25 protein-coding genes and 1 other RNA gene are annotated in these 24137 nt (G+C 47.9%); 13 read left to right on the top strand and 13 right to left on the bottom strand.

Features of this window, described 5'->3' with window-relative positions; all coding sequences use genetic code 11:
• Positions 1-15: 15 nt before the first annotated feature.
• Positions 16-1095: a glycine cleavage system aminomethyltransferase GcvT gene (gcvT, locus tag AC27G9_RS08770; protein WP_487073151.1), complete on the bottom strand. Its 1080-nt coding sequence runs from the start codon at positions 1093-1095 to the stop codon at positions 16-18.
• 129 nt (positions 1096-1224) lie between these two features.
• Between gcvT and AC27G9_RS08765 the strand changes: the two genes are divergently transcribed.
• Positions 1225-2073, top strand: a complete 849-nt coding sequence (locus AC27G9_RS08765; protein ID WP_487073149.1) for a LysR family transcriptional regulator — start codon at positions 1225-1227, stop codon at positions 2071-2073.
• Positions 2074-2084: 11 nt separating this feature from the next.
• Entirely contained in the window at positions 2085-2978 is an 894-nt protein-coding gene (locus AC27G9_RS08760; RefSeq protein WP_487073147.1) for a LysR family transcriptional regulator, read from the top strand.
• 59 nt (positions 2979-3037) lie between these two features.
• Here the strand turns inward: AC27G9_RS08760 and AC27G9_RS08755 are convergent, their stop codons facing one another.
• The 5 genes from AC27G9_RS08755 to AC27G9_RS08735 form a co-directional block, all read right to left on the bottom strand.
• Positions 3038-3340, bottom strand: a complete 303-nt coding sequence (locus tag AC27G9_RS08755) for a DUF1330 domain-containing protein (protein ID WP_487073145.1) — start codon at positions 3338-3340, stop codon at positions 3038-3040.
• A gap of 29 nt (positions 3341-3369) precedes the next feature.
• Complete coding sequence (locus AC27G9_RS08750) at positions 3370-3720, bottom strand: putative quinol monooxygenase (protein ID WP_487073143.1); 351 nt, start codon at positions 3718-3720, stop codon at positions 3370-3372.
• Positions 3721-3942: 222 nt separating this feature from the next.
• Positions 3943-5088, bottom strand: a complete 1146-nt coding sequence (locus AC27G9_RS08745; protein ID WP_487073141.1) for a nuclear transport factor 2 family protein — start codon at positions 5086-5088, stop codon at positions 3943-3945.
• Between the two features lie 99 nt (positions 5089-5187).
• Positions 5188-6057, bottom strand: a complete 870-nt coding sequence (locus AC27G9_RS08740; RefSeq protein WP_487073139.1) for an AraC family transcriptional regulator — start codon at positions 6055-6057, stop codon at positions 5188-5190.
• Between the two features lie 9 nt (positions 6058-6066).
• Positions 6067-6966, bottom strand: a complete 900-nt coding sequence (locus AC27G9_RS08735; RefSeq protein ID WP_487073136.1) for a LysR family transcriptional regulator ArgP — start codon at positions 6964-6966, stop codon at positions 6067-6069.
• Positions 6967-7061: 95 nt separating this feature from the next.
• Between AC27G9_RS08735 and AC27G9_RS08730 the strand changes: the two genes are divergently transcribed.
• The gene (locus AC27G9_RS08730; RefSeq protein ID WP_487073134.1) at positions 7062-7658 is read left to right on the top strand and encodes a LysE/ArgO family amino acid transporter; all 597 of its coding nucleotides are present in this window, start codon (positions 7062-7064) and stop codon (positions 7656-7658) included.
• A gap of 6 nt (positions 7659-7664) precedes the next feature.
• Here AC27G9_RS08730 and AC27G9_RS08725 read toward each other — a convergent pair whose 3' ends face one another.
• The gene (locus AC27G9_RS08725; RefSeq protein WP_487073132.1) at positions 7665-8531 is read right to left on the bottom strand and encodes an SDR family oxidoreductase; all 867 of its coding nucleotides are present in this window, start codon (positions 8529-8531) and stop codon (positions 7665-7667) included.
• A 124-nt stretch (positions 8532-8655) separates the two neighbouring features.
• On the opposite strand from AC27G9_RS08725, the gene AC27G9_RS08720 reads away from it, so the two are divergent.
• From AC27G9_RS08720 to sigZ, 5 genes are all read left to right on the top strand, one after another.
• Positions 8656-9567 carry a LysR family transcriptional regulator gene (locus AC27G9_RS08720; protein WP_487073130.1) on the top strand — a complete coding sequence of 304 codons (912 nt, stop codon included), beginning with the start codon at positions 8656-8658 and terminating at the stop codon, positions 9565-9567.
• A gap of 175 nt (positions 9568-9742) precedes the next feature.
• A complete protein-coding gene (locus tag AC27G9_RS08715) occupies positions 9743-10459 on the top strand; it encodes a hypothetical protein (RefSeq protein ID WP_487073128.1) in 717 nt (238 codons plus the stop codon).
• A gap of 61 nt (positions 10460-10520) precedes the next feature.
• A complete protein-coding gene (locus AC27G9_RS08710) occupies positions 10521-10952 on the top strand; it encodes a hypothetical protein (RefSeq protein WP_487073126.1) in 432 nt (143 codons plus the stop codon).
• Between the two features lie 88 nt (positions 10953-11040).
• Positions 11041-11787: an arsenical resistance protein ArsH gene (arsH, locus tag AC27G9_RS08705; protein WP_487073124.1), complete on the top strand. Its 747-nt coding sequence runs from the start codon at positions 11041-11043 to the stop codon at positions 11785-11787.
• 57 nt (positions 11788-11844) lie between these two features.
• The gene (gene sigZ, locus AC27G9_RS08700; RefSeq protein WP_487073122.1) at positions 11845-12393 is read left to right on the top strand and encodes an RNA polymerase sigma factor SigZ; all 549 of its coding nucleotides are present in this window, start codon (positions 11845-11847) and stop codon (positions 12391-12393) included.
• Here sigZ and AC27G9_RS08695 read toward each other — a convergent pair.
• The 6 genes from AC27G9_RS08695 to AC27G9_RS08670 form a co-directional block, all read right to left on the bottom strand.
• Entirely contained in the window at positions 12390-13664 is a 1275-nt protein-coding gene (locus AC27G9_RS08695; protein WP_487073120.1) for a M24 family metallopeptidase, read from the bottom strand. The genes sigZ and AC27G9_RS08695 overlap by 4 nt on opposite strands.
• Positions 13665-13810: 146 nt before the next feature.
• Positions 13811-14902 carry an alkene reductase gene (locus tag AC27G9_RS08690; RefSeq protein ID WP_487073118.1) on the bottom strand — a complete coding sequence of 364 codons (1092 nt, stop codon included), beginning with the start codon at positions 14900-14902 and terminating at the stop codon, positions 13811-13813.
• A gap of 194 nt (positions 14903-15096) precedes the next feature.
• Positions 15097-16272 (bottom strand): FAD-dependent monooxygenase, encoded by a 1176-nt coding sequence (locus AC27G9_RS08685; protein WP_487073665.1) that lies wholly within the window; start codon positions 16270-16272, stop codon positions 15097-15099.
• 17 nt (positions 16273-16289) lie between these two features.
• Positions 16290-17474, bottom strand: a complete 1185-nt coding sequence (gene ubiH, locus AC27G9_RS08680) for a 2-octaprenyl-6-methoxyphenyl hydroxylase (RefSeq protein WP_487073116.1) — start codon at positions 17472-17474, stop codon at positions 16290-16292.
• Positions 17471-18790, bottom strand: coding sequence for a Xaa-Pro aminopeptidase (gene pepP / locus AC27G9_RS08675; RefSeq protein WP_487073114.1), 1320 nt, complete (start codon positions 18788-18790; stop codon positions 17471-17473). The genes ubiH and pepP overlap by 4 nt, the downstream gene beginning before the upstream one ends.
• Positions 18791-18801: 11 nt before the next feature.
• Complete coding sequence (locus tag AC27G9_RS08670) at positions 18802-19356, bottom strand: UPF0149 family protein (RefSeq protein ID WP_487073112.1); 555 nt, start codon at positions 19354-19356, stop codon at positions 18802-18804.
• 391 nt (positions 19357-19747) lie between these two features.
• On the opposite strand from AC27G9_RS08670, the gene ssrS reads away from it, so the two are divergent.
• The 5 genes from ssrS to AC27G9_RS08645 all read left to right on the top strand — a co-directional run bounded on the left by ssrS (position 19748) and on the right by AC27G9_RS08645 (position 24116).
• Positions 19748-19930, top strand: a non-coding RNA gene (ssrS, locus tag AC27G9_RS08665) — 6S RNA.
• Positions 19931-19952: 22 nt separating this feature from the next.
• Positions 19953-20843: a ribokinase gene (locus AC27G9_RS08660; protein WP_487073110.1), complete on the top strand. Its 891-nt coding sequence runs from the start codon at positions 19953-19955 to the stop codon at positions 20841-20843.
• A 24-nt stretch (positions 20844-20867) separates the two neighbouring features.
• The gene (locus tag AC27G9_RS08655; protein ID WP_487073108.1) at positions 20868-21809 is read left to right on the top strand and encodes a nucleoside hydrolase; all 942 of its coding nucleotides are present in this window, start codon (positions 20868-20870) and stop codon (positions 21807-21809) included.
• A gap of 64 nt (positions 21810-21873) precedes the next feature.
• Positions 21874-23496 carry a GAF domain-containing hybrid sensor histidine kinase/response regulator gene (locus AC27G9_RS08650; protein ID WP_487073106.1) on the top strand — a complete coding sequence of 541 codons (1623 nt, stop codon included), beginning with the start codon at positions 21874-21876 and terminating at the stop codon, positions 23494-23496.
• An 11-nt stretch (positions 23497-23507) separates the two neighbouring features.
• Entirely contained in the window at positions 23508-24116 is a 609-nt protein-coding gene (locus AC27G9_RS08645; protein ID WP_487073104.1) for a 5-formyltetrahydrofolate cyclo-ligase, read from the top strand.
• The last annotated feature ends 21 nt before the right edge of the window (positions 24117-24137 follow it).

Here is a 24137-nt window from a genome sequence, read left to right as displayed (position 1 = left end):
TGTTGTTCGTTGAATTTACAAAACACTTTTGCCGTTGCGGACAAAGCTGGGCTTAACAACACTTACTGTAACCCACTTTTTGCGCATTTCCACTTCTACTGTTTCACCAACACCAGCTGGAACACGCGCAAGCGCAATTGCATGGCCTAAAGTCGGTGAGAACGTACCTGAAGTAATCACGCCTTCGCCATTTTCGGTATTAATTTTTTGACCCGCGCGCAATACGCCTTTGTCGGTCATCACCAAGCCAACAAGCTTGTCGGTGCCATTGGCTTTTTGCTCTTCAAGCACTGCACGGCCCACGAAATCGCGGTCAGCAGGTTCCCACGTAATCGTCCAGCCCATGTTAGCCGCCAATGGAGAAACAGTTTCGTCCATGTCTTGGCCGTACAAGTTCATGCCCGCTTCTAAACGCAGCGTGTCACGTGCACCCAAACCACATGGCGCTACACCGGCGTCCATTAGGCCTTGCCAGAAGTCAGCTGCTTGTGCCGTTGGTACCATAATTTCGTACCCGGCTTCGCCTGTGTAACCTGTTGTTGCGATGAATAGGTCTTCGGCTTGTACACCAAAGAAAGGCTTCATGCCTTCTACCGCTTCTTTTTGTGCGTCGCTGAACAAGGTCGCCGCTTTTGCTTTTGCATTCGGGCCTTGTACGGCAATCATGGCGTACTCTGGGCGCTCAGTGATTTCAACATCAAAGCCTTCTGCTTTTGCACGAAGCCAGTTCATGTCTTTTTCACGGGTCGCTGAGTTCACCACCAAACGGTAGTTGGTGTTGTCAAAGTGATACACGATAAGGTCATCAACCACACCGCCTGCTTCGTTTAACATGCCGCTGTATAGCGCTTTGCCTTTGTCTTTTAGCTTAGCCACGTCGTTGGCTAGCAAATAACGAAGGTAGTCTTGAGCTTGGCTGCCGATCACGTCAACGATAGTCATGTGAGACACGTCGAACATACCCGCGTCTTGGCGAACCGCGTGATGCTCTTCAATTTGTGAACCATAGTTGATTGGCATATCCCAGCCGAAGAAGTCGACCATTTTGGCGCCAGCTTCGATGTGCTTGGCATGTAATGCAGTGGTGTTTGACATTGCAATGACCCTGTCGATGAAAAGTGAAGCCAAGTATATGAAGCTGTTTCTTGTACAACAAATTGGAATTTTTTATCATTACATAAGAATTTTAAATGTATGCAAGCAAATGCATCAGGAATGCAAATCATGAAACAATTGTCTCTCGATAATTTGCGCACCTTTGTCAGCGTAATTGAACAAGGTGGCTACGCTAAAGCCGGCGAATGGTTGGGCCGTTCTCAGCCAGCAATTAGCCTGCAAATTAAAAAGCTCGAAGAACAGTTAGATAAAAAGCTGTTTACCAAAGTCGGCCAGCGCCATTTACCGAGCGTGGACGGCAATTGGCTGTACCCCAAAGCCAAAGAACTGCTTGCGCTAAACGATGATATTTTCAGAAGCATCAACCCTACTCCACTGAGCGGGCGGCTGCGTTTAGGCATTCCCAATGAATTTGCATCAACGCTGCTGCCAGGTTTAATTGGTGAGTTTTCTAAGCGCTACCCCGATGTTTCACTGGAAGTCACATCATCGTTGAGCCGCGATTTATTGCACAAATCCAAACGAGACGAGTTCGATTTAATCTTGGCTTTAGTCGGCCCCCATGAACAAACCGAAGGGGAAGTCATATTAGAAGATGACATGGTGTGGGTGGGCGATAAAGCCAAGCCGTTAGCGGGTGACATGATCCCGCTGGTATTAGCGCCCGACGGCTGTATTTACCGTAGCCGCGTTATCGAGCAGTTAAAACAGCAAACCCGGCCGTGGAAAATCGCTTACACCAATGCTGATTTATCAGGCCTAACGGCCGCCATCACTGAAGGCTTGGGCATTACCGCTTTGGCCAAATCGAGTAAGCCTACCAACTTGCACGTGATGAACGACAGGCGCTTGCCACAGTTGGGTAAAGTAAACATCTGCTTGTTTAACCAAGATACCCAACACCCCAAAATCAGCCGCACCCTAGCCGACTTCTTTGTTAGCCGGCTGCGGAATTAGGGAGAATAGCGATGAACTTTGAACATTTACGTTTGTTTGTCAGGGTAGCCAATACACTTAACATCAGTGCAGCAGGCAAGGAAATGGGGTTATCTCCAGCGGCTGCCAGTGCCAAACTCAACAAGCTAGAAGCATTTTTAGGCGCAAGGTTAATTCACCGTACCACGCGGCAAATATCGCTTACCGAAGACGGCAAATTGTTTTTGCCTCACGCGGAAGAGTTGTTGGCAGGCGCAGAAGTCGCTAAAGCATCGGTAGGCTCAGGAACCATTGAGCCAAAGGGCAAGCTTCGGGTTACCGCACCAGCATCATTTGGCCGCATGCACCTGCTCCCAGCTCTACCTCATTTTTTGAAAAGCCATCCTGGCCTCAATGTCGATTTACGCTTAAGTGACGCCATAGAAGATATGGTAGAAGGTGGCTTTGATATCGCAATTCGTGACGCCGCACTGGCCGACTCCTCCTTAGTTGCGCGTAAACTCGCGCGAGATACACGTATCGCCGTCGCCGCGCCACAATATATTGAGCAGTACGGTGAGCCCACTCACCCAAATGATCTAGCCAATCACGCTTGCGTTAGTTTAGCTGGCGTCGAAAGCTGGGCATTTCAATGTGATCAAGGGATACAACGTATTAAAGTCCCAAATCGTTTGGTGGTGGACAACGGCGAAGCGGTGCGTGATGCCTGTATTGGTGGTATTGGTATTACTATCACCTCTACTTGGTGTTCCTATGAGGCATTGCAAAGTCAACAATTGGTACAAGTGTTAAAAGACTATCCGCTGTATTCTGAATCGGCGCTGTGGGCTGTGTACCCCAGCTCTCGTTTGCTGGCCCCAAAAACGCGGGCATTTATTGACTTCTTTTCGTCATACTTTGGTGAGCACCCGTATTGGGAAGCGTAAATACATAAGTAAAACGCCGAGCAGAAACTCGGCGTTGTAATCAGTTGTTATATATCGGCTTAAGCTAAATCATCTTTCGCTTCAATTAGATAGTGATTACTTACTGAGCCTGCAGTTCTGGCTTTCAAATGTGGCGCGTATTCGGCGTCTTTCATAAAATCCATCGCAGCTTGTTTACTTGGCCATTCGATAATGATTCGAAGTGCTGCGCCTTCGCCCTGCCCTTCTACACGTTCGTGAGTTGCAGTGCGCGCCAAGTATTTACCACCGTATTGTGCAACTAACTTGTTTGCTGGGCCAATGTAATCTGGGATCCACTCTTCGTTGGTCGGCGTAACGTCTAGTACTGAATAGTATGTCATGGGATTTTCCTTGTTAATGGTAGATGGGATTAGCGAGCGAAACCGCCGAACGGCTTCAACATTTTGGGAGCAAGTGCCGCATGTCGAGAAGCGAGCTCCTCTGGTAAATCACCTAAGTGCACCATTCGCGTTGCAGGCGCGGCATCTAACCAACGTTCAGCAAAATTGTCCCAATTGGTAATGTGAATGTGCGCATCTTCAACCGTGGCGAAACGCTCTAATACCAATACGTCACCTTCATCAGACACGAAATATTGATAGTTCAGTGTGCCGCCTTCCTTGCGCGTTTCTGCAACAATTTCCTCAACAATGGTTTTGAAGGTGTCGAGCTGGCCTTCTTTCACTTTGGCTTCAACTATCCAACCAATATGTTCAAACATTGCACTCTCCTAAGTCGTTCAGTTATTCGCTATTAGGCCGTCTGTCGCCATAGATAGGCGAAATCAGACGCGCGGTCACCTCATAGGCAACCGATGAGCACAGTCTACTTATTTAATTTATTTTGATAATTGAGCTAAAAACTAAAATAGTTTTAGATATTTTGGAAAAATAAAAGGCCCGAAAGGGCCTTGGGGAACAACATAACGAGAAAGGGAGGTGAATCAGTTTTCGAAACGGCGCATTACCATGGTTGAGGTATCAGCGGCTTTCATAAAAGCGGCGGTGGCGGGCGCACTCATAAAGCTTGCCATGCTGGCATCGGCATCATCAAAACTTTCCCAATGCACAACAACGCGCCAGTAGTTGTCTTCTGTTAATCCTGACTCGCGGCTGATAAAACCGGGCTGTTTAGTGATGTAAGTGTTTTCCACCCGCGCATCAATTTTTTCAAATGCTTTAGGGTCAATGCCATCTTTGAGTTTAAACGTGGCCACTTCTACGATGTCAGTGTGTGGAAAATTAAATTTGCCATTGTCGTTCTTCCATTCTGACTTCGCCGCGATAGGCTCGATAACATCCCAATGCTCAACAACTTTACCGCCGCTGATGCGGAACAAATCGTAAAATGACACATGCTGGCCTGCGAACTGCCCTTCGCTGATTGCCAACACAAAGTTGCCTTGGCCCAGCACTTTATGGTTTTTGGCGTACGACATATTAATGCCCTGTTTAGCCATAGTTTGCAGCCCTTCAGACAACCCTTTCAAACCGTCGGCAATCGCCGTGTTGTGCTGCAAATATTCTGTGGTGCTGATGTAATCTGGCAATTTATTGTATTGGCCGTTAATCAGCACATCACCAACGAAACTCGCGACCAAGGCTTTGTTCTCTAGGGTTTTATCCAAATCAGTGATGTCGGTGGCACCGTCTAATTGGGTGCGGCCACTGGGGTTAGGTTGGCTCGCTTTTTCCGTCAAGTTATCCCAGTGCTCAACAATTTTGCCATCATCAAAACGAAATACATCAAAGCCCACTTTAGGGCCAAAGAAGTTGTAATCGGTATGGGTAACTACATAGTCACCATCTTGGAAGCTGCGCACTACATTCACTTTCGCGCTGCCCGGTGGCAACATTTTCATCACTTCACCAAAGCCTGCCAGGCCGTCGCCTACTGCTAAGTTGTGCTGGGTATAATGGTTGGGATTCACATAACCGATAGCGCTGGCGTCGCCGCTTTCAATACTGTTTAACAGCGCAACCGCCTTTTGTTGGTTAGTTGGGCTAGTGTTGTTGCTGTCGGCAAGTGCCACTGGTGATGTTGCGCCGAACAGTAAACTTACCGCCGCGGCTTTTAGGTATGATGTCATTGTTCTTTGTCCACAGTGTTGAGAAAACACCATGGTAAACACCCCGTCTAGCTAGCGTGAGGTGACATCCAGCCTAAAAATGGTAAATATCGAACCTTTTTAGTATTTGCGGAACTGTGATGGGGTATCACCTTGGTGCTTTTTAAAGAACTTCACGAAGTTGGTCACTTCATCAAAGCCCAGTTCTTCGGCGATACGTTGAATCGGGTTATCTTCAATCGAAAGCCGCCGCTTGGCTTCTAGCAATACATAATTATCAATAACTTGCTTGGCAGACAGTCCCAATTCTTTACGGCATAACTGGTTGAGTGTTTTATAGGTAATGTGCAATTGCTCGGCATAATCCGATGCGTTTCTGGTGAGAAAGTACTGGCTTTCAATTAAGCGAGAAAAACGAACCAACCTATCACTGTGATGCGTGTATTGGCTTGGGTTATCCGTCGCGTCAGATTGACGAAATGTCATGTGCAGAAGCGCCGCGAACAAGTGGTGAATAATAATGTCGCTGCTATTTGTTGCACGGGTTTCCGTTTCAATTTCATTGATGAGTGTGAAACAGCGTTTTACCGTTGGAGGGCTCAACGAAATCAGCGGGCAATAGTCCCGTTGCAAAGTGGCCGCGCCAAACAAAGGCACTCGAATGTGGCTGTGAACTTGTTCAATGAAATCTCTGGGGAACAACACCATTTTGCCTACCAGCTGGGCAGACAGCGCAAAGGCATGCACCTGATGTTGCTGAATACAAATCACTGTTCCAGGGCCAAACTCATGGTGTTTAAAATCCAAAAAGTGAGTGCCATGGCCTTGCTCGATAAACAGTAAAATATTGAAACCCACGCGATGAGGCTGTTCTGGATCGTGGTCTAAGTCCCCTTTGCGTTCGACCAGATTACGCAAGTCCACGACTTCAATTGGCGAACGGATCCACTCTTGAGGCTGAAACGCAATCTGTGGGATGTCGTGATTCATGGGCAATGCCTACTTTTGATCCATTGCAACGAGATGGGTGGTCGCCACCGATTTTACGTGTTGTCTCAAGGCTTGCAACTGTGGGCTTTCGGATTGCCAGTAGTGCCAATACAAAGGTACATCAACATAGTGCCCTGGCATCAAGTCTACTAGTTCCCCGGTTTTCAGCGCCTCACCCAGTTGCAGTTCTGGCAATAAACCAAAGCCTAACCCCGCAAGCATTGCTTGCTTGAATCCCTCTGATGAAGGACATAAATGAAAGATACTCGGCGACGTTAAACCCTGAGCTTGCAGTAAATCATGTTGCAATTTGTCGTGTTCATCAAACACCAAACAGGGTAAATCGGCTAACTGTTCAACCGTCTGATAATCATGGGTTTTGACAAAGTCTGGGCTGGCAATAACCAAATAGCGCATTGCTCCCAACACCATGACGCCGCCACCATTTACGGGCTGTTCACTTGAGCATACGCAAGCCATTACCTCACCGGCTTTCATTCGTTTTAGTGCGATGGATTGGTCATCAACAACGATATCAAATTGATATTGGCAGGGCGCTTCGTCAGCTGGTAACGCCAATGCCTCTGGTAGCCATGTGGCCAGCGAGTCGGCGTTAGAGGCCAGTTTCACGGTGAGCGGAGCTGGCGTTTCGCCATCATCTAAGGTGGGTAAATCCAGCGCAATTTCTAACTGCCGTACTTGTTGATAGTGGTTTAACAACCGCTTCCCTAGCGGCGTGGGTATGGGCGGTTTACTTCGTATCAATACGGGCTCGCCAAAGCTGGATTCCAACTGATGTAACCGCCTGCTCACTGCCGACTGTGTGATGAATAATGTTTTTGCTGCCCGTTCAAAACCGCCCTCGGTGACAACGGCATGGAGGGCATGAAGCAGTTGATAATCTATCATGAGTTTTACGCATCATAAGCAATAATTATTCATTGGAATAATATTATCACTATCTCTAAGCTAGCGGCCATTGATTTGTAGAAGCGAGAAATACCATGTCCTTTTTTTCTGGCGCTATGCTGGGCCTGAGTTTAATTGTTGCCATTGGGGCGCAGAATATCTGGGTATTAAGCCAGAGTATGGCTGGAGCGAATCGTTTGGCCATTGCGGGTGTCTGTATCTTATGTGATGCCACCCTGATTGTGCTTGGCGTGTATGCTGCCAACGAAATTAAATTGTGGTTACCGGGTATTTTGCCTTGGTTTACCTGGGGCGGTATTGCCATGTTGTGTTACTTGGCGTTTGGCTCATTAAAACGGGCGATTCAAGGTACATCCGGGTTGCATCTCACCGAGACTGTTTCGGTACCTTGGCAACAAACGGCGCTTACCGCACTAGCCATTAGCTTGTTAAACCCCCATGTGTATTTAGATACTGTGTTGTTGCTGGGCAGTATTGGCGCGGTACAGCCCCAACCCATGTTGTTTGCCGCTGGCGCGTGTTTGGCATCTTTGGTGTGGTTCAGCAGCTTGGTGCTGTTTTCACCAAAGCTCAAAACACTGCTCAGCTCGCCAACGCGGTGGCGGGTGTTTGATACCACTATTGCGGTGTTATTGGGCACAGTCGCAGTGCAGCTCTATGCCCATGTGTAAACCCACTTAGTCAGCTTTCACTTGGTTTAAGTGTATTAAACCCAGCGCATTCACCACTTCCTTTTGAACTGGTTCGGCACTGCGGTTCAGGGCATCAGCACCAAACGCTTGGCCAACAACGGTTCGATGATCACGTTGGCCTTTTTCAGTGAGCACTAAGCGCGCTACGGCGTGCGCCACATCCAATGGGTTAGGTGCGCTATCTGATTCGAATACCGACATGAAGTGTTCAAACATCGCACCGGGGATCGCCGCCGTATCGCCGTAACTTTCGGCAATCGCACCGTGCTCAGGTTGTAGCGCACTGCCATACATATTGGTTGGATAAGCACTTGGCTGAATCAATGCGACATCAACGCCTTGTTGAGAAAGTTCGTAACGGTAACTTTCGGTCATGGCTTCTACAGCAAATTTAGTCGCGCCGTATAGGCCAAAGAAGGGAAAGGTCACCCGCCCTAAAATTGAGCCGATGTTAATTACAAGGCCGTTTTGTTGCTTGCGCATACTTGGCAATACGGCTTGCGTCACGCGGTGTACGCCAACCACATTCACGTCGAACAGCTGCTTGACTTGTTCAGCGTCAAACGCTTCAGAAACGCCTGCTGCAGCAATGCCAGCGTTATTGACGAGCACGTCAATTTTGCCCGCCACTGCCAATACCGTTTCAACGCCATTCGCCACCGTTTCGGGGCGCGTTACGTCAATTTCTACGGGTTCTATGCCCTGCTGCTTCAGGGCGGCCATATGTACCGCATTTTTCCCATCTAGGTCACGCATGCCAGCAAAAACTTGGTGGCCATGACGGGCCAATAGCTCCACTGTAGCAAGGCCAAAACCGGATGATGCACCTGTCACTAATATCACTTTAGACATTCTGATTTCCTCATTTTATTGAACGGTTGAAGCGAATCTCCAACACAACGAGGCGAAGTATGTTATGTTCATAAAATTCAAAAAACACAACATCAAGCACACCACTTGTGCGTAAAATGCAAAAATGAAATCACAGTCGACCTTAGAAACGTTTGTATTAGTGGTAAATGAGGGCAGTTTTTCTGCCGTAGCACGCTTGCTCAATACCACGCCTTCAGCGGTGTCGCGGCAAATTGCGCAGTTAGAAAGTGAATTGGATGCCAGGTTGTTTCATCGCACGACTCGCAGCCAAACGTTAACTGAAGCGGGAAATGTGTATTTTCAGTATGCCCAGTCGATCATGGCTGACATGCAATCGGCGAAGGCCGCGGTACAAAAGGTCACCACTCGTCCCTCTGGTAAATTAACCGTCTCAGCGGAGGCGGATTTTGCCAATGTGTTTATCGCGCCGATATTGCCCCAATTTTTAACCCAATACCCAGATATTGATGTGCGCTTGGTGTTAAATAGTAGCCTTGATGACTTGGTTCACAACCGCGTTGATGTAGCCATACGCTTGGGAGCCTTGTCGGATTCTGGCCTGATTGCCAAACCCCTTGGGGTAAGCCAGTCAGTTGTGTGTGCTAGCCCTGCTTACTTAAGGGCAAACGGCGAGCTACAACACCCAAGCGACTTAACCCAACACCAATGTTTGTCATTCAAGTTAGGTCTGGGCAAAGCGGTTTGGTCATTTACTGATAGCGCGCACAACGGGAGTGAAAAACTCGATGTGCCAATTGTACCTCGGCTGCAAGCCAATAGTCTGACACTACTCAAGCATCAAGCGGTGCAAAACCAAGGGCTGATTTTAGTGCCCAAATGGTTGGTCAAGGCCGAATTAGAAAGCAGAGAATTACGCGCTGTTCTCACCGATTACCCTGTGTACCCGGGCGACAACCCCATCAGCGCCGTATTCAATCATCGTCAATTCATGCCCCCAAAACTGCGCTGCTTTCTCGATTTCATCGCCGACTTCGGCGGCCTAAACGCACTGTAACCCCAACCTTCTCTAAAACTTCCCTCACCCAATAGTTTGGGTGAGAGAAATTGCTCATTCTTTGCACACCTCTAGTTAAGCTAGCGAATTCAAACTGCTAGCTACTCAATAACAATAGCTTTTGCAGTTCATACAAAGCCTAACAATGCACCGTTAAACAAAAGCGAATAGAACGATGAGTATCAAAGACATAATTAGTTTCGATCCGATTAATCTGACCAGCATCATTACCACGTTAATGGTACTGGGTATTTTGTTGATGGTGTTCGACAAGCAGTTAAAGCGATTCATGGATAATTTAGAAACCATCCAATTTAACGTCAAAGAGGGCTCAATTTCTCTGACCGCCAAACCCCGTTTAGAGCCTTTAGCCGATGCCACCAGCAACTTTAATGAAAATATTGAAAGCCTAGCGCCAATTGATGAGTTTCGAAAATCAACCTATGCCGACTTGCATCAAACCCTTGAACAGATGGGCGACAATCTCGGCGTGTTGCGCTATGCCGTCAATACCGATGTGAACTATTACAGCGATGACGGCATGCTGAAATACTTGTCCATCGCTTCTGAAAAAGTAAAGTTCATCGCATTTTATGAAGATGAGACATTTAAAGGCGCAATTGAAATTGAGAAGGTCATCGCGGGCATTGCAAATGGGCAGTATCAGTACACAGACTTCGGATTTAAGTTAAGGACGGGTGAGTGGCAATCGTTTCCCGCTTTGATTGCCGAGGATGATGTTTTTATTGCCAAACCAGACATAAAAACACTATACGAACGCCTGTCACAAACTGGGCTATCTGCTATTCCCTTGTTGGAAAACAACAGGCTTGTTGGCTTCCTTGATTACAAATCCATTACCGAACAAATGTATTCACAAGTGAAAGCCTGATTGAGAGCTTCACTTCGCCATTTTTGTTAAATCTATTTGACGTCATTGGAGACACAGCGTTATGGAAAAAAGAGTAATGTGGGATAAATATGGCTGGGCCATGACAATGACAGCCTGGACGATAATTGGATCTGTCATTATCTTTTTGACAGCGCCAGCAGGCAAAACGGGTGCGCTGTTTCTTGTCGCTTATGGCGCGTTCTCGGCGTCCGGTTTTATGGGTTTTCTACTTGGGATACGTGGAGTGAGACCGGATGATAAGCCTACCCACCTGCAGCAAATCGCCGATTGGCTTACAAAGCTGTTACTGGGTGCGGGACTCGTAGAGCTAACCAATATTAGTAAAGCAACATGGCAGTTTTCCAAAAAGTTTGGCGACGTCGTCGACCCACAATTTGGCCCCTACATGGTGTTGTCGGTACTCATTGCCTTCATATCACTCGGGTTAATTTCAGGCTACCTTTGGTCGCAACTTCATTACGGCAATGAGTAGATAAAACCAATATTTCGAAAATAATTGTCGTCTTTTTCAATACCTCTTCGTCTTACTGAGTAAAGACAGTATTCGAAGAGGTATTAGTATGTCGTATTTACATCAACACACTTTCAATTTTGACTTAAACACTGCAACACCAAGCCAACACAAGCCCAGAGTTTTGATGCTCTATGGCTCATTAAGACCAGAGTCATACAGCCGCAAAGCCGCTCAAGAAGCCGGTAAGATTCTTGAGCACATGGGCACAGAGGTGCGTTTTTTTGATCCGGCGGGATTGCCATTGTTTGATAATGGCGAGTCATCCGAACATCCCAAAGTACAGGCGCTTCGCGAATTGGTGGCATGGTCTGAAGCGCAAGTGTGGTCGTCTCCTGAACTCCACGGCAATATGTCTGGGGTGATGAAAAACCAAATTGATTGGATCCCTCTGAGCTTAGGTGCAGTGCGCCCTACTCAAGGTAAAGTCCTAGCAGTAATGCAGGTTTCAGGCGGTTCGCAAAGCTTCAATGCGGTTAACAATATGCGGATACTAGGGCGTTGGATGCGTATGTTGACGATTCCTAATCAATCGTCGGTCGCCAAGGCATACAATGAGTTCGATGAAGACGGCACCATGTTACCGTCTAGCTATCGCGACAGAATCGTTGATGTCATGGAAGAGCTGATGCGCTTTACTCTGCTCACTCGTGATATCAAAGATCAATTGGTGGACCGTTACAGCGAGCGCAGCAAAGCGCTGCCGAGTAGCCCTGCGCTCAATCGCATTATCGAAGATACGCCAAGCCAAGTGGCCAGTGATGAAAGCCAAGCAAAACAGAGTGCTTGTTGCTAATATTTACGCCGTGCCACGCAGCCGATTGCGTGGCACCTTATCTACATACATTGGGTTATGAACATAGAACACATTTGGAACGACTACCGCCATCACCTTCGCAGTTTCTTCCTAGCAAGGGTTAACGAACCCCAAGATGCTGACGATTTACTGCAAGATGTGCTGATTAAAACCCATCGTCAGATGGACTCGATTCAAGATATTCAAAACTTGCGTTCTTGGCTGTTTAAAATTGCCAACAACACCTTGATCGACTTTTATCGCGCAAGAGCCATGAGCCAGAACATTGACGACAAAGTGAAATGGTACGAGTCTCATTCTTACACCGTTGGCCAAGAACTGACCGTGTGTATCACACCGTTTTTGGCAGCGCTAAGTGAAGAGGATGCCGAGATTATTCGCCGCGTGGATTTACAACAAGAATCGCAAAAGGCCGTTGCAGAGGAAATGGGCATTCACTATTCAACGTTTAAATCTAGGCTTTCCGGTGCCCGTAAAGCATTAAGAGTGCAGTTTAATCTTTGCTGTGCATTTGAGACCGACAAGAATGGCAACCTGATTGACTACCATCCTCATCGCAAGGGCTACCCTTGTGAGCCTCATTAAGGTTTGAGTGCCACCAGTTTGCCTAGCGGCTCATCGATACTGTCTGGCGGGCTAGTAAACCAACGCGGCCCTGTGTCTGTCATGTACAAGCAATCTTCAAGGCGAACGCCAAACTCCCCGGGTAAGTAAATCCCAGGTTCGTTAGACAGGCACATTCCTTTATTCAGTGGCGTGGTTTCACCACGAACGAAATTCACACTTTCATGGCCTTCCATACCAATGCCATGGCCCGTGCGGTGTGACAATCCCGGCAATGCGTAGTCAGGGCCGTACCCTGCACGTAAATATAATTCTCTTACGGCATCATCAACCTTACCCGCGGGTACACCAATTTGTGCTGTTTCAAGGGCGATTTGCTGCCCTTTTCTTACTGTATCCCATACTTGTCGCTGTTTTTTATTGGCCTCACCAAACACTAAAGTACGGCTGATATCCGATTGATAGCCATGTACATTACAGCCACTGTCTAACAATACGACTGATCCAGGTTTGATGGTTTGTGGTTGCTTTGTTCCGTGTGGATAAGCACTGGCTTCGTTGAACAAGGCTAAGCACCATGGGCGACCGCCCCCAAGCTGAGCTTGTGTTTGATTCATCAACGCTTTGACATCCTGCTGGCTCATACCCAGTTCTAGCTGACTAAATACATACTCGTAAGCGCGCAGTGTAATCTCATTGGCCTTGTGCATTAATGCCAATTCACTTGCGGTTTTGTACATGCGGCAACCGCGAGTAATCGGTTCAGCGCTGCCATGAGTCATCCCACTCGCTAGGCTCATTATGCCATCGAGCACGAAGTATCGAACACTGGATTCAAAGCCAACTTTACCTGTTGTAATCCCTCGGTCTTTGAGGATTTGCACAACAGTGGCAAACGGGCTTTCGTGTTCTTGCCATACTCTTACATCGTCTCCCACTTTCAACGATTCACGAATGCTGGGCTCTTCAAAAAATGGACAAACAACCGCTATCTCACCTTCTCTTGGGATTACCACGCCTGTTAGCCGCTCGCTGCGCCACCACTGAATACCAGTAAAATAATCCATTGCCGCGCCGGGCTCTAACACAATGGCAGCGATATCGTGTTGTTTCATCAAATCTTGCGCTCTTTTGATGCGCACCATGCGCTCGGCAATCGTGATAGGCGCCACATCCATTGCGACGTTGGGCATCGCCGTTTTACTGGAAGGAGTCGCTGCCAACACAGAAGTCGGTAGCGCGACGGAAGCGGCGGAAAGCGACGCAAGTCGAAGAAAAGTACGTTTATCCATAAGAGTCTGTCGATGTTGTTATTGTGGTTATAGCCTAAGAACAAATCATCCCAGATACAAGTGAACTGATCTCACTTAGCCGTCAGCCAGCGCAAACAAAAAAGCCCCTGAGCGGGGCTTTGGGTCATCTGCGCGACTAAGAGCGATTAAGCGCCTGAGTAGGCTGCAAAATCGGTATAGCCCTCTGCACCGCCGCCATACCAAGTCGACGGGTCATCAAACGCGGTTAGTGGCCAATCGTTCTGGAAACGCGCAGGTAAGTCAGGGTTGGTGATAAAGGGACGACCGTAAGCAACCAAGTCAGCATTGCCGTTTGCAACAGCCTCTGCACCTTGCTGTGCGGTGTAACCACAGTTACCCATCAGCAAGCCAGTATAGATAGCGCGGAAGTCGGCTAAAGTCATGGCTTCACCGCGTTCGTGGAATCCAAACGCCAAGCCGTCCATTACATGAACATAGCCAAGGCTACGCGCTTGGAATTGCTCAGCAGCATAGGTAAAGGTTTCTCTGAAATCGTCTGCACCCATATCGTTAAAAATACCGTTGGGGGAAACACGCACACCGACAGCTTCTGCCGGCCATACGTCGAGGACCGCATCCAATACCTCAGCAAAGAAACGGAAGCGATTTTCAACACTGCCACCGTATTCATCGTCCCTTTGATTACTGCGGCTATCTAAGAATTGGTTGATCAAGTAGCCGTTTGCGCCATGAACTTCAACGCCATCAAAGCCCGCGTCTTTCGCACGCTGTGCAGCCGCTTTGTAATCAGCGACAACCTGTTTGATTTCATCGATTTCAAGGGCACGAGGAGTTTCGTAGTCTTTTTTCCCTTTTGGCGTGTGAATCTCGTCGCCATTGAGTTTTACTGCTGAGGCAGAAACTGGCAATTCGCCGTTGTGAAAATCACTGTGAGAAGCACGCCCAGTGTGCCAAAGCTGCAATACTATCTTGCTGCCCTCTTCGTGTACCGCTGTGGTCACCTTCTTCCAACCTTGAGCCATTTCATCGGTATAAATTCCCGGTGAACCCACCCAGCCATTACCTTGCGCTGATACCACAGTGGCTTCAGTGATTAACAAGCCAGCGCCAGCTCGTTGACGATAATAATCTGCCATTAAATCATTAGGAATACGGCTATCACCTGCGCGGCCGCGAGTCAGTGGAGCCAGTACTATTCTGTTTTTGAGCGCGTCGCCAGCGAAATTGACTGGCGTGAAAAGTGCGTCGTTACTCATTGCTATCTCCGTGTCGTTAATGCAAAACCTATCAATGTGAAAAGAATGCGCATTGATATTGCCCGTTTGGGCTCATCAATACAGGTTGAGGTGACGACGGCTTTTACCAACCCCAAAACTTAGGTTTCGTTGTACTGGATAAGAATAAATTAGTCGTTTTTTTGCTAAAGAAAAAGCCAGGGAAGCAACAGGGTTTATAACCCCATTGCTTGTGCAACGAATTGGTGTTTAATTCCAGGCAGTTTGTTGGCAGCAGTAAGGCCTACCCCACGGATCAATTTTTTCAAAGGATCATCACCGGCAAACAGTTGTTTAAAGCCTTCCATTGCGGCGATCATTTTCATCGCTTCTGTTTTACGGGCACGCTCAAATGGCCTGAGATTGCGCAGTTCATTGATGGCTGCGTTCGCGCGTTCTAAATCACTCAGTGTCTCAGCTAATGCCAAGGCATCTTGAATCCCTAAATTAGCCCCTTGCCCCGCCAATGGATGAATTGTGTGAGCGGCATCACCGATGATAACCACACCGTTTTTCGCCCACTCACGAGCATACCGCATCGTCAGAGGAAAGTGAGCTCTTGGTGTTTCTAAGGTCACCAATCCCAAGGTGTTGTTTGACGCTGCAATCAGAGCTTTGCAGAAATCGTTATCGTCTTTTGCCAAAAGCGTATTGGCGTATTCGGTGTCTTGAGACCAAACAATTGAACACAAATATGGGTCTGCCAGCGGAAGCAATGCTAACGGCCCTTGAGGTGTAAAAGCTTGGCGCGCGACACCGTCATGTGGCAGTTCACTGCGCACTGTCGCCACAATTGCAGTGTGTTCATAGTCTTTAAACGTCAATGGGAAATTTGCTTGTTGACGCACAAAGGAATTGGCTCCATCTGCCCCAACCACCAGCTTAGCCGATACCACAGTGTCGTTGTCTAGCATCAGCACAGTGCTGTCCTCGCCCCACAAGCATTTACTGATTGATACGCCATCCAGTAAGCTCACGTTGGCTTGATCACATAGTGATTTATGTAACCCATTTACCAACATTTGATTTTCGACGATATGACCCAGTTCTGGTGAGGGAATATCGGCAGCATTGAATTCAATCTCGCCAAAGCTGTCTTTGTCCCACACGTGCATTTGGGTGTAAGGCCCCAAACGCGCAGCTTCTAGATTGTCCCACACGCCCATATCTGCAAAAGCAGATTGGTTTTTTAAATTAATTGCCGACACCCGAGCTTCAGGTTGCTCTGATAAGGGCCTAGCAATGGGCGCCGGATTTATGACAGCGATACGCAACTGAGTATGGCGCAGTGCTCTTGCCAGCGTTAAGCCAACCATACCGCCGCCAACAATGGCGACATCGACATTTTGCATCATGTTGCTGTCCTTATTTAAAAGCCCATAGATTGTTTAACAAACTGGCGCTTGAGACTGGATAAATGGGCCATTGCTGTCAGTCCGATATTTCTGCCAACCAATAGCGGCAGAGATTCATTGGAAAACAAGCGTACTAAACCGTCTGTTAACGTAATCGTTCGGTTGCGATCATCATGGCGTTGTTCGGCATAGGTTCGAATTACGTCATTCTCGCCTGGATCTGACGATGTCGATAACACGTTTGCCAATGCCGCAACATCTCTGAGACCAAGGTTAAACCCCTGCCCTGCAATGGGGTGCAGCGTTTGCGCAGCATTGCCTACAACAACACTGCGGTGTGTGTACAACTGTTTCTTTGTCGCCAGTGCGAGTGGGTAATGTACGCGCTCACCCAGCTTAGTGATCATGCCTTGGCGGTAACCAAAGGCTTGCTGCAATTCAGCTAAAAAAACGGCCTCACTGGCACTGACCAACGCTTCAGCCTTTTCATGGGCCAGAGTCCAGACTACAGAATAACCATGAGTATCGCCTCCCGGTTCGCCACTGTTAAACGGCAAAAAGGCTAAAGGCCCATTCGGGGTAAAGCGCTCATATGCCCAATTATTATGGGGCTGAGAAGTTTCGACATTGCAGATAATCGCAGTTTGCCCGTAATCCGAGACGGCTTGTTCAAACCCCAAAATCTCTGCCCATGGTGAACGACCACCATCGGCTAACACGACCAACTTAGTCTTGAGTTGGTGACCTTCTCGAGTAACGATATCAACGTTATCGCGCTGACGCTGAACCGTCTCGATATTGGCGGGTGCCAACCAAGTGAGCCGTTCGTGACGCAGTGCAGATTGCAAGGCTGCGCCAAGCTCATTCAGTGCCACAACCTGTCCAAAGCCTTCGATGTTGTAATCATTTGCATGCAACTCGCAAAGCCCAAGGTGGCCTTGTTCGCTGACTTGAATGTGATGTATCGGCACACCCTTTGCCGTTTGCATACTAATACCGGCTTTTGCCAATACGTCCACCGTATTTTTTGCCAATGCAATAACGCGGGCATCAAATCCAGGGTGTTGTTTGTCTGCAGAAAAAGGGGCGTTATCGATAACGGCAACGGAAAGCGAGGTGTTTTGCATCAACAAGGTGGCAAGTACTGAGCCTACGACACCGCCGCCAACAATTGCAATGTCGACTGTTATTGCACTCACGCGTTGCCTTTCCTCATCAGAGCTTCAATACCCTCTATGGTTTTCGGCACGTCATCGGTCAAGATATCGATGCCTGTTGCGGTTATCACCACATTATCTTCAATGCGTATACCGATACCTTGATATGCATCAGGAATGTCGCTTTCGCACGGAATGTATACGCCTGGCTCAACAGTGATGACCATACCCGGTTTCAGGACGCGAGCCTCACTCCCCTCTTTGTAACTGCCAGCGTCATGCACGTCTAAGCCAAGGTAGTGACCAATGCCATGCATAAAAAAGCGTTGCCAGCGGTTGTTTTCCAAATTGTCCGCCAATGAACCCGATAGGATCCCGAGTTCGACAAGCCCCGTGCAAATGATCTCAGACGCCACTTCCATGGCTTGTGGTAAGGTCACGCCAGGTGCCAGCATGTCTAACACCTTTTGTTGGGCATCCAACACTAAGTTGTACAGTGCGCTCTGGGCTTCAGAGAAACGGCCATTGGCTGGAAAGGTGCGGGTAATGTCGGCGGCGTAGCCCAAGTACTCGGCACCAGCGTCTATCAAGATAAGATCACCATCGGCAATCTCGTCACTGTTTTGCGTGTAGTGCAAGATACACGCATTTTCACCACTACCGATAATAGTGCCGTATGCCGGAGAACGAGCTCCCGACATGGCAAACTCATGATGCAGTTCGGCTTCAAGTTGATATTCAAATTTACCCGGTTCAACAAACGTCATTGCGCGGCAATGGGCCCGAGAGGAAATTTGTGCCGCGGCTCGCATCGCAGCGATTTCGGTTGTCGATTTAAACAAGCGCATTTCGTGGAGTAATGGACGAATATCATGCATCACCGTTGGCGTGTGATACTGCTTAGGTTGAGACCTAAGACGCGCCAATGTGCTTTGTACTTTTTCATCCGCGCTAGCTTTGTGCCCTTGCGCAAAATACACATGGTCATGGCCTTCCAGCCACTCCAATAACACCATGTCTAAATCGGTGAGTTCGTATGCTTCATCAAGATCAAATCGGCCAATAGCGGCTTCGGCACCAAGGCGCCTGCCGGTCCAAATTTCCGCGGTTGGGTCTTTGTCTTGCACTACCATTGCGGTGAAGCGGCCATGGTGTCTCTCGTGGTTAGACAATAACAACCACGCGTCGGGCTCATCAAACCCGGTTAAATACCAAAAATCACTATCTTGGCGAAACACATATTCGGTGTCATTGCTTCGCGTCACCAATGACGCGGCTGGGATCACGCAGACACTGTTGGCTTCGCATTGCGCCAGAACGCGGTCTTGCCGACAGACAAATTCCTGTAGTGCAAACATAAGTAACCTAGTTAGTGGATAGAAGGTTTATCTTTTTGATCTTCAATTAAAGACTGGCCCAACTCATTGAAGCACAGCATGGCGGAAACGCGAACGTACTCAATGACTTCAAACAGTGCCCTTTCTGACTCTTCATCTTCATCCATGGGCTCTTCCATACGCGCGATATCAGCAAAGTCTTCCAATGCTTCTTTCACGTCGTCAGAACACTTGGTCAAATCCTGTTGGTGGAAACCAAAACCTGTCATAAAGCCTTGCACCCAACCAATCAAGGCTAGCCCACGATCATTAATCGGTGCTTGGTCGTCTGGCAGCAACATCTCTAGCGCAAACTCGGAATCAACCAGCTGCTGACAGACTTGATTGAAGACGTCTTCTATCGCATCAGCGAGCTCTGGCCCAAAACCATCGCCTTGATTTGCCACGTCACTGATGGCCTCTTTCCAACTCTGATCACTCAATGCCATACCGCCGGCCAACATGCCGCAAATTAGGCCGTGAATCTCTGCGCCATCAACAAGTACGTTTTGCGCGCTAAGGAGTTTATTTAACTGTTCGTAGTTCACCCGAAGTGGTCTCTCTGGATTAGTGCTAATTACCTTTACATAGTACCAAACCACCGAAATAAAACCCAGTCATCGCAAAAATGCCCCGTTGAGAAAAAGCGCAAATAGGCAAATCTTAATCAAGTTGCATAGAAAAAAATCAAACAAACCAAAAATAGCCACTAAACTTAACCAAGCGCTGGCTTAGCCTCAGGCTTTAAAGTACACTCGCCGGCGTGAAGCGGAAGCGATTGCCAATCCGAGTGTGATGGAAATTTCAGCATTAATTAATGCCTTAAAAAACTAACCATTTGGTCAGCTTTTTTACAAAAAAACGCCAAAACACAAGGATTCCGCTTCACCTCGACGTATGTTTGATATACTCTTCTGCATACGTATTTAAGTAAAAGTATGTCTCCTGAGATGTTTGCCAGTTCATTCATGTCCCTGGCCGATGCTTTAATCTTAGGAAATTGATTCCATTGCTATTGCGCAAGCTCGGCTCGTATCGAGAAGCCTACGGTGATGATGATATTTCCGCCCTGAACTTTTCGGTTCACGGGCGAACGATGAACAGCGGCATCTTGGGAGGCGCCCCTTTTCAACGAGAACATACAATGGCAATTATCAATTTCGGGTCTATTAATATTGACCATGTCTACCACGTAGAACATTTCGTCACACCCGGTGAAACCATCGCGTCTTCACAATATCAACAGCTGCTTGGTGGAAAAGGGGCGAATCAGTCTATCGCTATCGCTCAAGCTGGCGCAGATGTTGAGCACGTTGGCCGCATTTGTGAAACCGATGCCGCGTTTAAACAAGCCCTGATCAAAAAAGGCGTAAACTGTAAGCACGTACAATGCTCTACTACCGCTTCGGGCCACGCCATTATTCAGGTTACACCCAGTGGTGAAAACGCAATCGTGTTGTTTGGTGGCGCCAATCAAGAGCTGTCAGCAGATACCGTTTCTTCGGCATTAGACAATGCTCAATCTGGAGATTGGGTGCTAACCCAAAATGAGACTAGCGCGCTAGAAGATGTACTTCGCCAATCAAAAGCCAAAGGCTTGAAAGTCGCGTTTAACCCAGCGCCTATGAGCGAATCAGTGAAATCCCTTCCTTACGATTGTGTTGATTTACTGATTGTCAACGAAACCGAAGCCGAAGCGATTTCTGGCCAAACAGACCTTGACGCCATTATTGGTTACTTTGAATCACAATGGCAACACGCAGAAGTGATTGTCACTTTGGGTAAAGCAGGAGCGCTCATGTTACAGGGCGGCAAGCAAACCAAGGTTGACGCCTTTGTCGTTGATGCAGTGGATACCACCGCAGCCGGCGACACTTTCATTGGATACTTTTTGTCAGCATATGACGCTCATGGTGATGCCACCCAAGCGTTGACTCGTGGGTGCGCGGCATCCGCAATCTCGGTTACACGAGAAGGTGCAGCACAATCGATCCCGAGTGCAGAAGAAGTCGACGCATTTTTAGCGTCAGCTTAAAGAACAGAATTAATAGGCAGTCCTATGACACATAAAATTATTATTGATACGGATCCGGGCATCGATGATGCAATGGCGATCTTCTTTGCGTTTCAGTCACCAGAATTTGAAGTGCTTGGCCTCACCACCACCTTTGGTAATGTGCCGGTAAGCATGTCTGCGCAGAACGCCCTAACCCTTTGTGAATTGGCAGATAGAGATATTCCTGTGACTAAAGGCGTGGGTATGCCATGGGTTGGTCCTGAATCCACTTACGCTCACTTTGTTCACGGTGACGACGGTTTCGGTAATATCGATTTCCCTGCGTCAAAACGCGAACTCGACCCACGTAGTTCAGCGCAGTTTTTGATCGATACCGTGCGTGCCAACCCAGGTGAAGTGACAATTGTTGCTATTGGCCCACTGGGTAACCTAGCGCTGGCACTAAGACTTGATCCTGAAATTGCGACGTTAGTGAAGGGCGTTCACATCATGGGCGGTGCTGCGTTTGTACCAGGTAACGTTACACCAACTGCAGAAGCGAATATTTGGAATGACCCTTTTGCTGCTGAAATTGTATTTGCAGCCGATTGGGATATCACTATGTTTGGCTTAGACGTGACATACGATCTGCCATTTATGCCAAGCTTCATGGATGCGCTGGAAGACAAAAACGCTAAACTTGGTGGCTTCGTCAAAAAGTCGTCTGAATTCTACGCCGATTTTTACTCACAAGGCAGAGAAGACCGCGTTTGCTATTTCCACGATGCCTTCCCTCTTGCTCACTTACTACAGCCAGAGCTTTTCGAATTAACCGAAGGCCACATCCGTGTTGCCACTGATCCGCTAAACAAAGGCCAGACTACTGTTGCACCTCTGGGTTCAACTGCTAGCCCTTTATGGCTCGATGCTAAAGTGATCAAGGTCGCGACTAAAGTTGACCACCCTAAACTTGAACAATTATTCATCGACACGTACGCTTTATAGTAACCATGACGCAGGTCGCCTTTCCCGTGGCCTGCGTATTTCTCTATAAAGGACACCTTGTCGAATGATTCCAGCGCCTCCGACGCCAGATGAAGAAGAAAGACTAGCCCAGCTGTTTGGCTACGATGTTCTCGATACTGAGGCCGAGGCAGAATTCGACGATCTCACACAACTTGCCTCGCAAATTTGCGGCACGCCAATAGCACTTATCAGTTTGGTCGACCCCGATCGCCAATGGTTTAAATCCAAAGTGGGTTTAGACGCAGAGCAAACCGAACGGGATATCGCATTTTGCTCTCACGCAATTCACCAAGAAGACATTTTTGAAATTGAAGATGCAACTAAGGATCCGAGGTTTCACGACAACCCTTTGGTCACAGGTGACTTGAGCATTCGCTTTTATGCTGGCGCGCCACTAATAACGCCTACGGGCCAGGCGATTGGGACATTGTGTGTGATAAACAATCAGCCGCAAAAGCTAACAGAAGCGCAGCGAGTCGCCGTGAAAACGTTGAGCAACAATGTGATTTCCCTGCTTGAACTTCGCCGCAAGAATAAAGCGTTGGAGAAAGCCAATCAGTTCAAGTCCGACTTTTTAGCCTACGTTAGCCATGAATTGCGTACACCGTTAAACGCGATTAACACGTTTAGTCGATTGTTGTTAGAAGAATCACAAGAAAAGCAGTACCCCCAAGCCCATACCCAAACACTGAAACACATTCGCGCCAGTGGTGATCGTCTGCTAGAAGTCGTTAATGCGGTTCTCGATTACAAAAAAATTGAAGCTGGCAAGATGACATTGTCACTGCGCCCTATCGCCACTTACGACTTCTTCGAACACCTGTATTCAAGTATTGCCGTTAAGGCCAGAGACCAAGGCAACCCTTTTACCTTTCACATTGACGACAGTGTGCCAGAGGGTTTGATTGGCGATGACACCAAATTGAGTCAGATTATGCTGAATTTGTTGTCAAATGCGGTTAAATACACACCGCCTGGAAACCCGGTCTCTTCAAGTGTGTATTACCGAAATGGCAAACTCTCCTTTGTAGTCGAAGACAAAGGGATTGGTATCAGTGAAGAAGATCAAACTCGATTGTTCAAAGCTTATCAACGAGTGGAAACCCGCTATCGTCACGAAGGCACTGGATTGGGACTAGTGATCACTCAGGGGTTGCTGAGCTTGATGAAGGGCAAATTGAATTTTGTCAGTAAACTCGGTGTTGGCACGACAGTAAAAATTACTATTCCCATGGAAACGGCATCGGTAGAGGCCTTTAATGCTGATCTACCCACCACACTCACCTTGTCTTCGGCAATTTCAAAAACCGCCAAGATTTTGGTTGTCGAAGACCATGAAATCAACCGAATTGTGGCTCAATCGGTGTTCGCATCACTCAATTTATCCATTGATTTGGCGCACGACGGCGAAGCGTCACTCGAAGCTGTCAGTAAACAACAATACGACATTGTCTTTATGGACCTCGAGTTACCTGGGATCAGTGGCAACGAAGCCGCTGCCGAAATTCACAAAACCCACCCAGACCTGCCTATTGTTGCATTAACTGCTGATGTGATTGCGTCGGAAACGTCTTTGGCGCCATACGGGATTAGCGGTATCGTGACTAAGCCCATTGACCAAACCGAGTTAGTGAGTATGCTGAACGACAAATTAGTGAATCAATAATTTGCCGTTTTATGTTTTCCAGTCAGCATTTATCTCGTAAAGCGCTTCGCAGCGAACTTCGCACAGCGAGACGAGGGTTAACCGACGCCGAGCAGTGCGACGCCGCTCAACGCATTGTTCAACGCCTAACGTCTCTACCGCAAATACAAAACGCTCAAAACCTCGCAAGCTATTTGTCCAATGATGGTGAGTTAGACTTATCACATGTTCACGATTGGTGCTGGCAACAAAACAAGACTGTGCATTTACCTGTGCTACATCCGTTTGCCAAGCAACATTTATTGATGTTGGCATACTCGCCAGCCACGCCTATGACATTGAATCATTTTGGCATCAGTGAGCCAGCGTTGAACAGCACTCTCGTATGCCCCTTATCCAAACTGGATGTGATCTTGTTACCCTTGGTTGGATTTGATGCACAGGCCAATCGATTGGGAATGGGAGGCGGCTTCTACGACCGTTCACTTGCCCCTTATCGCGATAGTGATACTCGCCCTATACTCATTGGCATTGCCCATGACTGCCAGCAAGTCGATGCACTGCCGACAGAAAGCTGGGATATTCCCCTAGATGGCATAGTCACGCCATCACAAATCATTATGTTGAGCATAGAGAGCTAACCAAAACCCGCGGCTTACTGG

This window comes from Alteromonas sp. 5NS40-0096 (genome assembly GCF_057544385.1).
Note: the sequence above shows the minus strand (reverse complement) of the source record. Positions and strands in the feature narration are given on the sequence as shown.

Bases quoted from the DNA above. Each gene is read 5' to 3' on its own strand.
- AC27G9_RS08645 (WP_487073104.1), top strand. From the start codon at position 23,508: ATGTTTTCCAGTCAGCATTTATCTCGTAAAGCGCTTCGCAGCGAACTT.
- AC27G9_RS08690 (WP_487073118.1), bottom strand. From the start codon at position 14,902: ATGAGTAACGACGCACTTTTCACGCCAGTCAATTTCGCTGGCGACGCG.
- AC27G9_RS08725 (WP_487073132.1), bottom strand. From the start codon at position 8,531: ATGTCTAAAGTGATATTAGTGACAGGTGCATCATCCGGTTTTGGCCTT.
- AC27G9_RS08750 (WP_487073143.1), bottom strand. From the start codon at position 3,720: ATGTTTGAACATATTGGTTGGATAGTTGAAGCCAAAGTGAAAGAAGGC.
- AC27G9_RS08755 (WP_487073145.1), bottom strand. From the start codon at position 3,340: ATGACATACTATTCAGTACTAGACGTTACGCCGACCAACGAAGAGTGG.
- AC27G9_RS08730 (WP_487073134.1), top strand. From the start codon at position 7,062: ATGTCCTTTTTTTCTGGCGCTATGCTGGGCCTGAGTTTAATTGTTGCC.
- sigZ (WP_487073122.1), top strand. From the start codon at position 11,845: ATGAACATAGAACACATTTGGAACGACTACCGCCATCACCTTCGCAGT.
- AC27G9_RS08765 (WP_487073149.1), top strand. From the start codon at position 1,225: ATGAAACAATTGTCTCTCGATAATTTGCGCACCTTTGTCAGCGTAATT.
- AC27G9_RS08660 (WP_487073110.1), top strand. From the start codon at position 19,953: ATGGCAATTATCAATTTCGGGTCTATTAATATTGACCATGTCTACCAC.
- AC27G9_RS08650 (WP_487073106.1), top strand. From the start codon at position 21,874: ATGATTCCAGCGCCTCCGACGCCAGATGAAGAAGAAAGACTAGCCCAG.
- AC27G9_RS08695 (WP_487073120.1), bottom strand. From the start codon at position 13,664: ATGGATAAACGTACTTTTCTTCGACTTGCGTCGCTTTCCGCCGCTTCC.
- AC27G9_RS08745 (WP_487073141.1), bottom strand. From the start codon at position 5,088: ATGACATCATACCTAAAAGCCGCGGCGGTAAGTTTACTGTTCGGCGCA.
- pepP (WP_487073114.1), bottom strand. From the start codon at position 18,790: ATGTTTGCACTACAGGAATTTGTCTGTCGGCAAGACCGCGTTCTGGCG.
- AC27G9_RS08740 (WP_487073139.1), bottom strand. From the start codon at position 6,057: ATGAATCACGACATCCCACAGATTGCGTTTCAGCCTCAAGAGTGGATC.
- arsH (WP_487073124.1), top strand. From the start codon at position 11,041: ATGTCGTATTTACATCAACACACTTTCAATTTTGACTTAAACACTGCA.
- gcvT (WP_487073151.1), bottom strand. From the start codon at position 1,095: ATGTCAAACACCACTGCATTACATGCCAAGCACATCGAAGCTGGCGCC.
- AC27G9_RS08720 (WP_487073130.1), top strand. From the start codon at position 8,656: ATGAAATCACAGTCGACCTTAGAAACGTTTGTATTAGTGGTAAATGAG.
- AC27G9_RS08655 (WP_487073108.1), top strand. From the start codon at position 20,868: ATGACACATAAAATTATTATTGATACGGATCCGGGCATCGATGATGCA.
- AC27G9_RS08760 (WP_487073147.1), top strand. From the start codon at position 2,085: ATGAACTTTGAACATTTACGTTTGTTTGTCAGGGTAGCCAATACACTT.
- AC27G9_RS08710 (WP_487073126.1), top strand. From the start codon at position 10,521: ATGGAAAAAAGAGTAATGTGGGATAAATATGGCTGGGCCATGACAATG.
- AC27G9_RS08685 (WP_487073665.1), bottom strand. From the start codon at position 16,272: ATGCAAAATGTCGATGTCGCCATTGTTGGCGGCGGTATGGTTGGCTTA.
- AC27G9_RS08715 (WP_487073128.1), top strand. From the start codon at position 9,743: ATGAGTATCAAAGACATAATTAGTTTCGATCCGATTAATCTGACCAGC.
- AC27G9_RS08735 (WP_487073136.1), bottom strand. From the start codon at position 6,966: ATGATAGATTATCAACTGCTTCATGCCCTCCATGCCGTTGTCACCGAG.